Source organism: Terriglobus roseus (assembly GCF_900105625.1).
In the GTDB taxonomy this organism is placed as follows: Bacteria; Acidobacteriota; Terriglobia; order Terriglobales; family Acidobacteriaceae; genus Terriglobus; species Terriglobus roseus_B.
This window is the reverse complement of record NZ_FNSD01000001.1, coordinates 1,628,828-1,643,561: the sequence shown is the minus strand read 5'-3', so window position 1 is coordinate 1,643,561 and position 14,734 is coordinate 1,628,828. Positions and strand designations below refer to the sequence as shown.

Here is a 14,734-nt window from a genome sequence, read left to right as displayed (position 1 = left end):
ATCAGGCCTTCGTCATCGCTGCGATATGCGCAACGGCCTTGTGCGCGGAAAGCGCCGCGCCCTCCTGCCAGCCGACGATGCGGCTCACATAGTCGCCCGCAAGCATGAGCGCGCCTTCCGGTTGAATCAACTGGTTGTAAGCGGGCTGCGACTCGTCGATATGGTTATTCGCGTAACAGCCAATGCTGTAAGGGATTCTCGTCCACTCGATGTAAATGGGCTTTGTCAGATCCTTGCCACGCCCCGGATGCAGCAGGTCAACACTCCTGCGTGAGGAATCAAGCCGACCCTGCATCGTGGGGATCTTGCCAAGCGCGGTGAGCTGTCCCTTCTCATCCCCAATAGCATTGAAGCCGGACAGGATGACGCCGGTCTTCGAGAACATCTTGTCGCTCGGATACCAGACAAGATCGACCGGCTGATCAAGGAACGAGATGCCGCCGTAGATATTGTTTTCCTTCTCCCAGAAACGGGGAGATTCCCAGGCCATCTTGTAGAGAGCGGCCATCGGCATGCCGTGAAAGGCCTTCTGCATGGCGGGGCTGAAATCATTCGGGATGGACTGCAGAACGCTGATGGGCAGCGTGCAGATGCAGAAGTCTGCTTTCGCTTCCTTCGCTTCTGTGCCGGACTTGTAGGCGATCCGAACGCCTGTCGCCGTCTTGCGAATTTCGCTGACGGGGCTGCCGTACTGGATCAGACCTTTCAGCGATTCCGCAAAGGCGTAGGGAATACGATCCATGCCTCCCACCGGCTGAAACATCGTGGCCTGCCAGTCAATCTGGTCTTCATAAAACTCGGCTTTGGAGAAATTTGCAACGAGCAAGTCGTGAAGCGGAATGGTGTCGTGCAGCTTGCTTGGATCGGAACCGGCGCCACGTGGTGTGACGAAGCCGGCACGCGTAGTGCCGTGGTATTTCGCCTTGTTGTCCAGATCGCCGTAGCCCGAGAGGAAGTCCAGCAGGAGCTTCGAATCTTCGGCGCTAAGATCTTCCTCGAGCGCGTGGTTGTTCACCGACTTCGTAAGGAGTTCTGCAATGTAGCCGCGGGTGTCGTAGACGGCCTGACGCTGTTCCACGGGTTTGCCGCCGTTGAGCTTGTCAGACTGCAACAGGGCAGACCTCGAGACGTTGACTTCAACCTCGAGCGGTACGCCAAGCTCCGAGCAATAACCGAGGATGGTTTTGTGGATGGACGGGAGCCGCGCAGGCCCGGCATTCAGGTAATGGCCGTCTTCCCAGGTACAGCTCTGTTTCGTGCCATCCGTGAAGATGACATCGGTGCCGTTGCGGACGCTCCAATTGCGTCCGCCGGGACGGTTGCGTGCTTCGAGAATGGAGACGGTATAGCCAGCCTTCCGAAGTTCGTACGCCGAGACAAGTCCTGCGATGCCTGCGCCAAGAATCACCACGGACTTGCCTTTGCCCAGGCTGGAGGACAGTGGCGTCAGGGCCGAGGCCTCCGCACTGCCGAGTAGTCCAAGCGCGTTCATCGTAGAGAAGGCGGCGGAGTAGCCACCAAGCTGGGCAACGCGATTGAGAAAGCTGCGACGAGTCAGGCTCATGGGCGACATCCCTTCGGGTGCGGCTGCGCTGCGGCGCAAATGGGCTGCGGCACTGCATGGATTAATTAGGGGAACTAACTAGGAAGGTATCGAACAGGAGCGGCAGGCGCAAGGTAATTGCAGGAGGAAGTCTCGTCTCAGCTCGCCCAAGGTTCCTCATCCACGGCGGCTGGATTTCGGGTCGCGGGGCCAAAAAAAAGGCCTGCTCAGCGGAGCAGGCCCGTTACCGCGAACTCTGAAGCTTAGGCGTTCACCGGTTCAGCTTCTTCGATCTTTACGTTGACCGGTGTCAGCCAGTTGAAGCGATCGGCCTTTGTGCCGTTCACCAGTGCGAAGAACTCATCATGCAGCAGTTTTGTCACAGGCCCCATCGTGCCGTCGCCGATCACGATGCGATCGACCGAGCGCAGATGAGAGACTTCAGCCGCAGTGCCGGTGAAGAAGGCCTCGTCACACAGGTACAGCATCTCGCGCGGCAGGGCCTGCTCGACGACTTCGATACCCATCTCGCGGGCGATCTGAATCACCGAAGCGCGCGTGATGCCGTTCAGGACCGAGTTCGCCAGCGGGGAGGTTAGCAGCTTGCCCTCGCGGATCAGGAAGAGGTTCTCGCCAGAACCCTCACTCAGGTACCCATTGCGGTCCAGTGCGATGCCCTCGGCATACCCGTTAATCTCAGCTTCCATGCGGATCAACTGCGAGTTCATGTAGTTGGCGCCAGCCTTTGCCAGCGACGGCATGGTGTTCGGTGCCAGCCGGTTCCAGCTTGAAACACAAACGTCTGCGCCTTGGTGACCCGGCATGTACTTTCCCCAGGGGAAGTTCGCGATGTAGATCTCAACCGGAGACTTCAGCGGGTTGACCCCAATCTCTCCGTAACCACGGAAAGCGACCGGGCGGATGTAACAGGGGGCCACACCATTCGTCTCCACAACACTGACGACCGCTTCCATCAGTTCATCCAGCGTGTAGGGGAGGGGCATGCGGTAGATGCGGGCGGAATCGATGAAGCGCTGCATGTGTTCGCGCAGACGGAAGATGCCAACCTTCTCACCCTGTGTATAGGCGCGGATGCCCTCAAACACCGACGAGCCGTAATGGACCACGTGCGACATCACGTGGATGTTTGCGTCGGCCCAGGGGATCAGCGATCCGTTGTGCCAGATCTTATCGGTGGTTTGGATGGGCATGGTGTGGTGCTCCAACATCGCAGTCGCGAGACACTAAGGGTATCAAACGGACCCCGGACCGAGTCCCTTGAAGTTCCGGCCGGTCTGCGAGTAAAAAACAAAGACCGTCTTTACCCAGTGTTTACGGGTGATCTGTCGCAACCGAGACATCTTTTCCTCAGAGTTTTCCACCCCGGTGGTTGCATGGCACGGAGGGTTCCGGTAATGTCAATCAAGTCGAGCGCAGTTGTGAGGCGCGAAACGAAACGGAAAACATTACCGTTTGACACAAGCGAAACGTTGCTTGTATAAAAGAAACTCATGCAAGCGGCCAGTACGGCGCGGCAAGAGTGGGTAGCCGAAAGGCATCCTGCAGCGTAAGTCTCGAAAGAGCAGCAGCGCAGTCCAAGCGTTTGTCACGCGTGGTCAGTATCGAGAGCCCACGGGTTCCGGTTGATCCAAAGACAAGCCCAAGACACTGCAGTAAAAGTTTAAGGGGCATACGCCCCGGGACAAACGTTTGCGTTTGCTCCTTCGGATCGTTTGAGATTTTTGGTGCTGTAAAGCTGTACGCCAAGTGCGAGACCCAATGAGGCTCGCAACTGGAGTGTGATATCGCGAGAGTCATCGCTGCTTTTAGCTGTTTCCAATTCGTGGCCGCGGGCCTACGTCGACCATGAGGATCGAAAAGCGAATGAAACAGTATAGAAGCGAGCGAGTTGACAAGCAAGCGAAATCGCGATACTCTAGAAAAGTTGGTGAACGGCAGTCGAGAGCGAAAGCGACGCGGTTCCGGTTCACGCCACGAAGTGGCTGACTGGAAAGCAGCGAGCGAGTAGAAAGTGACTTACTAAGTAAGTCCCAAATCAAGACAATTGCAGCCCATACAAGTTCGAGGACACAACCGTTGAGTCAATGACTTGCGGCGTCCTTGATCCAAAGCGGACGGCTTAGGCCTGATCTGACTAGGATCTTTGACAACATGGTTGAACGTGCCAGTCGTGAGATGCATTGGACATTACGGTTTAGTCATTCTCACTTGTTTTAAACCGGCTAGTTTTCGAGACTAGACCGGGCACCTATGCTAACCACCTCCGTGAGTTAGTAAGTGCAACCAGCATTCAAACGAGAGTTTGATCCTGGCTCAGAATCAACGCTGGCGGCGTGCCTAACACATGCAAGTCGCACGAGAAAGGGTCTTCGGATCTGAGTAAAGTGGCGCACGGGTGAGTAACACGTGACTAATCTACCCTCGAGTGGGGAATAACCTAGGGAAACCTGGGCTAATACCGCATAACACTTACGAGTCAAAGCAGCAATGCGCTTGGGGAGGAGGTCGCGGCAGATTAGCTAGTTGGCGGGGTAATGGCCCACCAAGGCAATGATCTGTATCCGGCCTGAGAGGGCGCACGGACACACTGGAACTGAAACACGGTCCAGACTCCTACGGGAGGCAGCAGTGGGGAATTTTGCGCAATGGGGGAAACCCTGACGCAGCAACGCCGCGTGGAGGATGAAGTCTCTTGGGACGTAAACTCCTTTCGACAGGGAAGATAATGACGGTACCTGTAGAAGAAGCCCCGGCTAACTTCGTGCCAGCAGCCGCGGTAATACGAGGGGGGCAAGCGTTGTTCGGAATTATTGGGCGTAAAGGGCGCGTAGGCGGTTTGGCAAGTTTCGTGTGAAATCTTCGGGCTCAACTCGAAGTCTGCACGGAAAACTGCCGGGCTTGAGTATGGGAGAGGTGAGTGGAATTTCCGGTGTAGCGGTGAAATGCGTAGATATCGGAAGGAACACCTGTGGCGAAAGCGGCTCACTGGACCATTACTGACGCTGAGGCGCGAAAGCTAGGGGAGCAAACAGGATTAGATACCCTGGTAGTCCTAGCCCTAAACGATGATTGTTTGATGTGGCAGGTACCCAATCCTGCCGTGTCGAAGCTAACGCGATAAACAATCCGCCTGGGGAGTACGGTCGCAAGGCTGAAACTCAAAGGAATTGACGGGGGCCCGCACAAGCGGTGGAGCATGTGGTTTAATTCGACGCAACGCGAAGAACCTTACCTGGGCTCGAAATGTACCGGAATCCGGCAGAAACGTCGGCGTCCAGCAATGGACCGGTATATAGGTGCTGCATGGCTGTCGTCAGCTCGTGTCGTGAGATGTTGGGTTAAGTCCCGCAACGAGCGCAACCCTTATCTCTAGTTGCTACCATTTAGTTGAGCACTCTAGCGAAACCGCCTCGGATAACGGGGAGGAAGGTGGGGATGACGTCAAGTCCTCATGGCCTTTATGTCCAGGGCTACACACGTGCTACAATGGCCGGTACAAACCGCTGCGAACCCGCGAGGGGGAGCCAATCGGAAAAAGCCGGCCTCAGTTCGGATTGGAGTCTGCAACTCGACTCCATGAAGCTGGAATCGCTAGTAATCGCAGATCAGAACGCTGCGGTGAATACGTTCCCGGGCCTTGTACACACCGCCCGTCACATCACGAAAGTGGGTCGTACTAGAAGTCGGTGCGCTAACTCGCAAGAGGAGCAGCCGCCCAAGGTATAATTCATGATTGGGGTGAAGTCGTAACAAGGTAGCCGTAGGAGAACCTGCGGCTGGATCACCTCCTTTCTAAAGAGAACCAGTCTGACAAAGTCAAAACGCCTCGCGTATCGCGAGCAGCTTACGAGCTGAGTTCGACTGAGGTCAGACAACCTCCAGGATTTATCCTGGAGAGCTTGAACTAAGCCTCTCTTTGGTCTAATTCCCATCTATGCGATGGTCATCACTGGCGTAGCCGGTGAGCACGTTCAACTGTGTCCTCGAAATCTTTCGAGAGCCAACTGCTTTGCAGTGAGCTCAAGGTAAATCAGAGGGTTGCCGGCAGGGTTCCGCGAGGGGCTCTGCCGGTATCGCCCTGATCTGGGCCTGTAGCTCAGTTGGTTAGAGCGCACCCCTGATAAGGGTGAGGTCGGTAGTTCGAATCTACCCAGGCCCACCACCAACCACTTGATTGGAAGCCGTGCGAGCGGTACTCTGGTGAAGTTGTTCTGAATGGGGCTGTAGCTCAGTTGGGAGAGCGCCTGCTTTGCAAGCAGGATGTCATCGGTTCGATCCCGGTCAGCTCCACCATTCTCTCGAAAGAATGAGTCTGTATGAGGTTGAGGAAGCTACTTCGGTAGTGCTCCTGAGCCTTGGACAGAACGCGTGTGCGGCTAAGTGATTAGTCTGCCGCGAGGAAAAGTCCCGCACCCCAGGGTGTGATGGTAAGCGAGATAGCTTGCCTGTGATGTTTGACAACTGAATAGATTGGGTAAATATAACTACAAGGCTGAGCCTTCAGTTTCCCGGGTTTTCTCTGGGAGTAAATCTGAAGATTTAGTGTTGAGTGTCTTTAGGATAATAAACGGCGAAGTAAAGGACTTGCAGCATTAGCAGAGTATGTTTCTGCGTGCGAGTAAATTCTATGAACAAGCTACTAAGGGCGCACGGTGGATGCCTTGGCAGAATCAGGCGATGAAGGACGTGGCAAGCTGCGATAAGCTTCGGGGAGCCGCACACAGGCGTTGATCCGGAGATTTCCGAATGGGGAAACCCACATGAGCAAAACTCATGTATGACCCGCTGAATACATAGGCGGGCTCAAGCGAACGGGGGGAAGTGAACCATCTCAGTACCCCCAGGAGAAGAAAGAAACCTCGATTCCGAGAGTAGTGGCGAGCGAAATCGGATGAGCCCAAACCCGTTCCATTTCGGTGGCACGGGGGTTGTAGGGCCTGCAACAAGTAGAGTTACCAATCCAGTAGATAGTCAAAGCCCTTGGAAAGGGGCCCCATAGAGCGTGACAGGCGCGTAGACGAAATTTATCTGGACTCGAAGCAGGTACCTGAGTAAGGCGGGGCACGAGAAACCCTGCTTGAATCCACGGGGACCATCCCGTAAGGCTAAATACTCGATTCTGACCGATAGTGAACCAGTACCGTGAGGGAAAGGCGAAAAGCACCCCATTGAGGGGAGTGAAAAGTACCTGAAACCGTGTGCCTACAAGCAGTGGGAGGACTATGCCCGTAAGGGAATGTCTGACCGCGTGCCTATTGCATAATGAGCCGGCTAGTTATTCTTGTCAGCAAGGTTAAGCGTGAGCGAGCCGCAGCGAAAGCGAGTCTGAATAGGGCGATAAGTTGGCAGGAATAGACGCGAAGCGGGATGATCTACCCTTGGCCAGGTTGAAGATGGGGTAACACCCATTGGAGGACCGAACCGGTGTTTGTTGAAAAAAGCTCGGATGAGCTGAGGGTAGGGGTGAAAGGCTAATCAAATTCCGTGATAGCTCGTTCTCTCCGAAATAGCTTTAGGGCTAGCCTCGGGTGATTTGGATTGGTGGTAGAGACATGATTGGACTAGGGGGCTTTCCGGCTTACTGAATCCAGCCAAACTTCGAATGCCAATCACAACCAGCCCGGGAGTCAGACTGTGGGGGCTAAGCTTCACAGTCGAGAGGAAAACAGTCCAGACCGCCTGCTAAGGTCCCCAAATTATCGTTAAGTGGGAAAGGAAGTCGGAACGCTCAGACAGCCAGGAGGTTGGCTTAGAAGCAGCCATCCTTTAAAGAAAGCGTAATAGCTCACTGGTCAAGCGGTCCGGTGCCGACAATACAACGGGGCTAAAACGATATACCGAAGCAGCGGATGCACACCTATGGTGTGCGTGGTAGGAGAGCATTCTCGCGACAATGAAGGCAGACTGAGAAGACTGCTGGAGTTTCGAGAAGAGACCCTGCCGGCATAAGTAGCGATAATCAGTGTGAGAACCACTGACGCCGAAAGTCTAAGGTTTCCTGAGGAAGGTTAATCCGCTCAGGGTTAGGCGGTCCCTAAGCTGAGGCCGAAAGGCGTAAGCGATGGATATCCGGTTAATATTCCGGACCTCCCAATACCTCGTTATTACGATGGGGTGACACAGAAGGATAATCAGGCCCTCCTATGGCTATGGGGGTTGATACACGTAAGCTGGATCTGATAGGCAAATCCGTCGGGTCTTAACAGTGAGGTGTAAAACAGTAAGGCGTATGCCTGAAAGCTGATGAGTTCACGCTGTCAAGAAAAACCTCTAAGGAGAGGGATTGGGAACCGTACCACAAACCGACACAGGTAGACGAGGAGAATATCCAAAGGCGCTCGAGTGAAGGCTTGTTAAGGAACTCGGCAAATTAGACCCGTAACTTCGGGAGAAGGGTCGCCACGGTAGGGTTTATAGCCCGAAGTGGCCGCAGTGAAACGCGTACGGCGACTGTTTAACAAAAACACAGGTCTCTGCAAAGTCTAAAACGACGTATAGGGGCTGACTCCTGCCCGGTGCTGGAAGGTTAAAAGGAGGGGTTAGCGCAAGCGAAGCTCTGAATTGAAGCCCCAGTGAACGGCGGCCGTAACTATAACGGTCCTAAGGTAGCGAAATTCCTTGTCGGGTAAGTTCCGACCTGCACGAATGGAGTAACGATCGTACGACTGTCTTAACGAGTTGCTCGGCGAACTTGTAGTACCGGTGAAGATGCCGGTTACCCGCAGCTAGACGAAAAGACCCCGTGCACCTTTACTATACTTTTACTATGGGTTACGGCATTTGCTGCGCAGGATAGGTGGGAGGCTTTGATCTCGGGATTTCGGTTTCGAAGGAGCCAACGGTGAGATACCACCCTGCGAATGTTGTGACTCTAACCTCCTTCCCTTATCGGGAAGAGGGACATAGTAAGACGGGTAGTTTGACTGGGGCGGTCGCCTCCTAAATTGTAACGGAGGCGCGCGAAGCTACACTCAGGCTGTTTGGAAATCAGCCGTCGAGTGCAAAGGCATAAGTGTGGTTAACTGCGAGACCTACAAGTCGAGCAGATGCGAAAGCAGGCCTTAGTGATCCGGTGGTTCTGTATGGAAGGGCCATCGCTCAACGGATAAAAGGTACGCCGGGGATAACAGGCTGATCATTGCCAAGAGTTCATATCGACGCAATGGTTTGGCACCTCGATGTCGGCTCATCGCATCCTGGAGCTGTAGAAGGTTCCAAGGGTTAGGCTGTTCGCCTATTAAAGCGGTACGTGAGCTGGGTTCAGAACGTCGCGAGACAGTTCGGTCTCTATCTGCTGTGGGCGTAGGAGATTTGAAGGGGGCTGTCCTTAGTACGAGAGGACCGGGATGGACGAACCTCTTGTGTTCCAGTTGTCTTGCCAAAGGCACGGCTGGGTAGCGAAGTTCGGTTATGATAACCGCTGAATGCATATAAGCGGGAAGCATGCCCTAAGATGAGATCTCCCAACCCAAAAGGGAAATGAAGGGCCCTGGAAGACCACCAGGTTGATAGGCTGGATGTGGAAGCGCAGTAATGCGTGTAGCTTACCAGTACTAATCGCCCGTTCGGCTTGATCATAGAATTTACTCTGCGCAGAAACATCGTTTCTGTCCTGAGACAATTCAACACAAGCTAAGTAGTTATGTTCGGAGCGCAAGCTCTGCGACGAAACTAAGTACGAAAATTACGAAGTATATGTCTACTCAATCTATTCAGTCGTGAAACTTCGCAGCAGGTATTGCGCGAGTTTTGACAATTTGCCGGTGAGAATATCACGAGGGCTACACCCGTTCCCATCCCGAACACGGAAGTTAAGTCTCGTTGAGCCGATGGTACTGCACGGGTGACTGTGTGGGAGATTAGGTTATCGCCGGCATAAACAACAAAGGCCCACTCTTCGGAGTGGGCCTTTTGTCTTGAGCGGCAAAAACTGGATTGTTTGCCGCAGGAGGACACACAGCCTCCCGGTGTCTTTCCAAGGGCGTGCGAGTCTTACAGGTACACTGAGTTGGTTGGAGGTTGTGATGCGATCAGTCGTGATTCGTGGGTTTGGTGCTTTGATCCTCGTGGCTGGATCCGTGGCGGTTGGTCGGGCGGCGAAGCCCTCTCCGTTTACCAATCAGTCCAAGCCGATGACCGCAACGGTGTCGATCCTGGCCATGAGCAGTTCGTCGCGACAGAGCTTTGCCGGCAACCAGGAAGTTTATCTGGCGACAGTCGAGGTTAAGGGCGGAGGACGCGAGTTCGCGCGCGTGATTGATCAGTATCCAGGATTTGGTCTGCCGATCCGCACGTCGCTACTGCGCGACCGCACTCTCTTCAAGATGAAGGTAACGCGAGAGCCAGAGTGCGATCTGTCTGGCGCGAAGATCTTCCTCACACAGGGTGACAGCGCGATCTTCGATGGTAGTGTGCGCGACACCCTGCGAACCCATGCCAACGACGCCGTTCCATGCTACAAAGCGCTCCACGAGACGATCGAGATCACAAAGAAGTAGCTTTACCCTCCGTAGCGGCGCGCGGTTGTGCGCGAGCCTGACATTGTGTCCAGGCCGGATACGAATATCCCGTAATTACTTCTTTTTTCTAAATAGCTTCAGGTCGATGGCGGCGGCCATGGCCGCATAGCCTGCGTCATTCGGATGCAGGTGATCTCCGCACTCGTACTTACGCAGCAGGCGCTCGGGATGTTCTGGATCCTGCATGGTCTTGTCGAAGTCGATCACACCGTCGAAGGCCGGGCTGGTGCGCAGGAAGGCATTCACGTGCTGGCGAATCAATTCGCCATCGGGACTGTCATACTTCGCGCCACCGTAGGGCAGGATCGTTGCTACGAAGAACTTTAAACCTTTTGCATGAGCGCGGTTGGCCATGCTCGTAAAGCCATCAATCAGAGCCTGTTCGGTAATTGCGTCGGCAGGAGCTCGGTGCATGTTTCCGATATCGTTAATCCCTTCCAGCAGAATCACATAGCGAGCACCGGTCTGGGCCAGGACATCGCGATCAAAGCGATCCAGAGCGCTGGGACCTGAGTTGACATGCAGGATGCGATTGCCGCTGATGCCCACGTTCAGCACAGAGAGTGCAGCGGTCTTCTTATTTGCCGCGAGCAGCGGAGCCAAATCGTCCGGGTAGCGCCGATTGGTCTCGGTCGTGGACTGTGCACCGTCTGTGATGGAGTCACCGAGCATCACGACGCTACCGGATTTCCTCGTCGCATCGACTTCTACATCCTTCAAGAAATACCAGGACGTGGTCCTTGTCAGCAGCGCAGGAGTATTGCCTGCAGCAATTGCCGGGTGCGCTTCGCTCTTCACGATGGGCCTGGCGCCCAGCGGTGACTGGATCGGCGCACTGACATCCGGAGGACTTACGCCGGGAGGTACGGCGGCAGCGGAATCAAATTCGAGCGCTGTGGTCTGGTCACCAGCAGTGATGAAGGTGGTCTGAAGCGCGAGCGAGTGCGTTGTAAGAACTGGGAGATCCTGCTGGGGAATTGCGGTGGAGATGACGAGGTCGGAGAAGATCGGCACGGTTTCCACGACAGCGTCGCTGGCGGCAAACTGGCCCGGAGCAATGGTGATATCGGGCCTCCCGGCGAAGGTCAGCTGGCGGTCCGTCTCAGGCAGGATCTTTGACCCGGCGGAGAGAAAGGCGACGTGCGCGTTTGCGATGTGGAGCGGCGTGGTGCCGAACTCATTGGTGAAGGTGATCCGCATACGCTTTCCACCCTGGCTGATGTGAACGATCTGCCGCAGCGTAACGTCCTGCTTGCCGATAGGAAGTTTCTGAGCGGCGGGGGCGGAGAGAGGCATGGCGGCCGTCGTCCAGGTTCCCAGCCACGTTTGTTCAGCAACAGCGGGTATGGAGAGAGCGAGCAGGAGAGCAGCAAGACGCATGGGCGAATTGTAGCTTCTTCCGTGAGCCTGCGATGGCCTGGACCGGATGCAGAAGAAGCAGCGCTCCTCAGGGAACTGATTCCCGTCCGTTTGCGTACAGAAGGACATGGGAACGGTGACCATGCCGATAACGATGACGATGGGCCTGCCGGGTGGTAGCCGGTTTGCTCGCGGACGTAGTGCGAAGCTGTTGGATGCAACACCCAAGGCGTCGCTGCCGGAGATCCTGCTAGGTTCGACTGCCGCAGAAGAGTTGCTGCCGACGACACTGCGTGGCGCGGAGCTGCCTGTTGTCCGCGATAATCGGGGTACACTGCTGCCACTGCACGGAGACGTAAGTTTGTTGCGAACCGCTGAAGAACCCGCAGATCGCGAGCCTTGGCGCGGCGAAACCGCAGTGCCCCCCGCGCTGGATGCGGCGAAGGCTGCGGAGATCGACGCGCTGCATCGGCTGGTCTACGCATGCATGCGTGGCGATGGTGCTGCATGGCAGCAGCTTGTTATCTCGCAGCATCGGCGCGTCTACGGCATCTGCTACCGTTTCACCGGGTCGCCAACGGACGCGGAAGACCTGACGCAGGACGTCTTCCTTAAGGTCTACCGGAACCTCACCGGGTTTGATCCTGCCAAGGGCGCGTTTACGACGTGGCTCACAACTCTGACACGCAATCTTTTGGTGGATCACTTCCGGCGGACACGTCAGGATCGTGCGACGGATTCACTCGACGAGAGTTCGCGCGAGGGCGAGGATGGCCCAACCATGGCCGACCGCCTGGCGGATAGTCGCCCCAATCAGCTGCAGCAGGTGGCCCAGGCTGAGCTGCGTGTACGGATTCAGCATGCGTTAAAGCAGCTGTCTCCGGAGTTGCGTGAGGCAGTGATCCTGCGCGACCTGCAGGACATGGACTACAAGGAGATTGCCGCGGTCTTGAAGGTGCCGGAGGGCACCGTAAAGAGCCGCATAAGCCGCGGCCGCGCAGAGATGGCGCGGATGCTGGGACGCACAGAAGGGAAGGTGATGTGAGGTGGCCGATGAGAGATCAAATCCGAACGAAGGGAAGAAGCGCATGAGCCGGCTGACCTGCACCCAGTGCGAGAGCATGCTGCTGGACGCGGCGGACGGTGTGCTGTTGCCGGAAGATGAGGCTCACTTCCAGCTGCACCTCGCCGACTGCTCCAACTGCACCTCAACCTTTGACGATATCAAGCGGGGTGGGGCCTGGATGGAGATGCTGAAGGACGCGCCTCCTGTGCCGCCAGCTGGCCTGGTGGACCGCATCCTTGCGCAGACAAGCGGTAACCCTCAGGCGGCCCATGCCTTGATGGCGGAGACGGCGCATGCAGCGTCGCTCTTCGGTCACAGTCAGGGTGCGAAGGTCCTGCCGTTTCGTGTGCCACCCCCAAGTACCCCGTGGTCGCGCATGGTGCATACGGTTATGCAGCCGCGCTTCGCCATGACGGCGGCAATGGCGTTCTTCTCAATTGCGCTGACTCTGAACCTTGCGGGTGTTCGCCTCAGCTCGCTCCGCGCGAGCGACCTGAGACCCGCCAATGTTCGGAAGAGCTTCTGGGCTGTGAACAGCCAGGTCGTGCGCTATTACGACAATCTCCGCGTGGTTTACGAGCTTGAGTCGCGTGTGCGCGAGATGCAACGCGACAGCGACAGTGAAGCAACGCCCCGCAACGGCATCATGTCGGCGCCGCTGAACACGACGCGCCCGACTGACGAAACGAAGCCCCAGACTCAGCCGCGTACGCAGCCTGGCGGACAGCCCCACAGCAGCGCTCCGCACGTGCATCGAGAAGGTCCTTTCAACCTTTCTTCGCCCGACGGGAACCGCACAGAGTTAGAACGCGTACATAGCAATCAGAACAAGATGATCGCGGTCCATAACCGCGGCGAAGGAGTCCAGGCATGAGCACGCAGAATCCGAACACGGATCCATACGAGCAGCATTACACTGCGCCGGGTGCTTCGGCGGCGTACGACCCGGCAACGGGCGCGCCCTACAACCCGGCGGATGTCCCACCGCCACCTCCTGCTGGTTATCCGCCATACGGGCCGGGCATGCCCCACGTGCCCAATCCCTTACTGGCCGGTCTGCTTGGGTTTATTCCCGGCGTCGGCGCGATGTACAACGGGCAGTTCGCGAAGGGGATTGCACACATCGCAATCTTTGCCGTGCTGTCGTCGCTGGCGGACCACGTGAACGGCATCTTTGGGCTGTTTGTCGCGGGCTGGATCTTCTACATGGTTTTCGAGGCTTACCAGACGGCAGTCGCGCGTCGCGATGGCCGTCCGCTACCCGATCCTTTTGGTCTGAACACGATCGGCGACCGCTTTGGTTTCAACAGCAATCACCATCCTGACCTGAACAACGCGTGGTCGCAGACGGTTGGCAAAATGCCAGGAGCTGCGCCTTTCGTTGACGAGTCACGCGTCGACCCGTCGGGTGCTGCCTACTATTCGCGAACTGACGCGACAGGTGCTCGTGCAACCTATCAAGTCGATCCGGATGGTAGCGTCTACACTTCTAGCAGCACTGCTCCTCCGGCGTCCGGCTACGCTCCGCCCGCTGGAGGTTATGCGCCGCCAGCAAGCTATGGCGCGCCCTATGGTGCTCCGCAATACGGTGTGCCTCCGGTCCCGCCACCGCCACCTGGGTACGGGATACCTCCCATGCCGCCTCCACCTCCGGGCTTTGGTGGAGTGCCCCCGGTCTCTCCGGCACGTGGCGGTTTGCCCACTGGCGCGATCTGGCTCATCGGCCTTGGATTCTTTGCCTTGCTGGGATCGCTCCATCCCTTTGCGTTCCTTGAGGGGGAGGCTACCGGCGGTCTCTTCCTGATCGGCCTTGCAGTCTTTATCTTCTGGCGGCAGAACAGCCGGAACGGCATGTATCCGTCTGGTTCACCAGCGGCGCGGTGGAATATGCTGCGTGCCAGCAGGAGTGCCGGCGTCGTGTTTATCGTCGGTCTGCTAACGCTGCTGCAGGGCCTGCACGTGGTCGCGTGGCACGAATCGTGGCCCTTCCTGCTGATCTTCCTCGGCGTGGTGATGGTGCTGGAACGCATGTCGCTGAACACGATGAACACTGCTGCTGGCTACCCGGGCTACCCCGTCGCTCCAGAACCACCTGCGGCGCCACCGGATACTCGGGCTGAGTCCCCCACTGAGGCCGAATCGACTTCGATTCTGCCGAGGTACAACCGACCCAACAACGATCTCTCGATCAAACCAGACGCGGACGACCGCGGGGAAGGACGCTAG

Annotated in this window: 7 protein-coding genes, 2 tRNA genes and 3 rRNA genes; 9 read left to right on the top strand and 3 right to left on the bottom strand. The window is 56.6% G+C overall.

Features of this window, described 5'->3' with window-relative positions:
- Window position 1: 1 nt before the first annotated feature.
- Window positions 2–1,564: a flavin monoamine oxidase family protein gene (locus tag BLW03_RS06685; protein ID WP_074655827.1), complete on the bottom strand. Its 1,563-nt coding sequence runs from the start codon at window positions 1,562–1,564 to the stop codon at window positions 2–4.
- Window positions 1,565–1,806: 242 nt separating this feature from the next.
- A complete protein-coding gene (locus BLW03_RS06680; RefSeq protein ID WP_074652895.1) occupies window positions 1,807–2,754 on the bottom strand; it encodes a branched-chain amino acid transaminase in 948 nt (315 codons plus the stop codon).
- A gap of 1,100 nt (window positions 2,755–3,854) precedes the next feature.
- On the opposite strand from BLW03_RS06680, the gene BLW03_RS06675 reads away from it, so the two are divergent.
- The 6 genes from BLW03_RS06675 (at window position 3,855) to BLW03_RS06650 (ending at window position 10,062) form a co-directional block, all read left to right on the top strand.
- A 16S ribosomal RNA gene (locus tag BLW03_RS06675) occupies window positions 3,855–5,356 on the top strand.
- A 293-nt stretch (window positions 5,357–5,649) separates the two neighbouring features.
- A tRNA-Ile gene (locus BLW03_RS06670) sits at window positions 5,650–5,726 on the top strand.
- 55 nt (window positions 5,727–5,781) lie between these two features.
- Window positions 5,782–5,857, top strand: a tRNA-Ala gene (locus BLW03_RS06665).
- A gap of 336 nt (window positions 5,858–6,193) precedes the next feature.
- A 23S ribosomal RNA gene (locus tag BLW03_RS06660) occupies window positions 6,194–9,142 on the top strand.
- A gap of 181 nt (window positions 9,143–9,323) precedes the next feature.
- A 5S ribosomal RNA gene (gene rrf / locus BLW03_RS06655) occupies window positions 9,324–9,440 on the top strand.
- The 16S, 23S and 5S rRNA genes sit together here with 2 tRNA genes alongside, the layout of an rRNA operon.
- 148 nt (window positions 9,441–9,588) lie before the next feature.
- Complete coding sequence (locus tag BLW03_RS06650; protein ID WP_074652894.1) at window positions 9,589–10,062, top strand: hypothetical protein; 474 nt, start codon at window positions 9,589–9,591, stop codon at window positions 10,060–10,062.
- 75 nt (window positions 10,063–10,137) lie between these two features.
- On the opposite strand, the gene BLW03_RS06645 is transcribed toward BLW03_RS06650, so the two are convergent.
- Window positions 10,138–11,463: an SGNH/GDSL hydrolase family protein gene (locus BLW03_RS06645; RefSeq protein ID WP_074652893.1), complete on the bottom strand. Its 1,326-nt coding sequence runs from the start codon at window positions 11,461–11,463 to the stop codon at window positions 10,138–10,140.
- Window positions 11,464–11,584: 121 nt separating this feature from the next.
- Between BLW03_RS06645 and BLW03_RS20145 the strand changes: the two genes are divergently transcribed.
- From BLW03_RS20145 to BLW03_RS06630, 3 genes are read left to right on the top strand one after another with little or no spacing between them, the layout of a single operon-like run.
- Complete coding sequence (locus tag BLW03_RS20145; protein ID WP_244501986.1) at window positions 11,585–12,487, top strand: RNA polymerase sigma factor; 903 nt, start codon at window positions 11,585–11,587, stop codon at window positions 12,485–12,487.
- A gap of 43 nt (window positions 12,488–12,530) precedes the next feature.
- Window positions 12,531–13,382, top strand: a complete 852-nt coding sequence (locus BLW03_RS06635; protein WP_139285125.1) for an anti-sigma factor family protein — start codon at window positions 12,531–12,533, stop codon at window positions 13,380–13,382.
- Window positions 13,379–14,734 carry a hypothetical protein gene (locus BLW03_RS06630; RefSeq protein WP_074652891.1) on the top strand — a complete coding sequence of 452 codons (1,356 nt, stop codon included), beginning with the start codon at window positions 13,379–13,381 and terminating at the stop codon, window positions 14,732–14,734. Before BLW03_RS06635 ends, BLW03_RS06630 begins: the two co-directional genes overlap by 4 nt.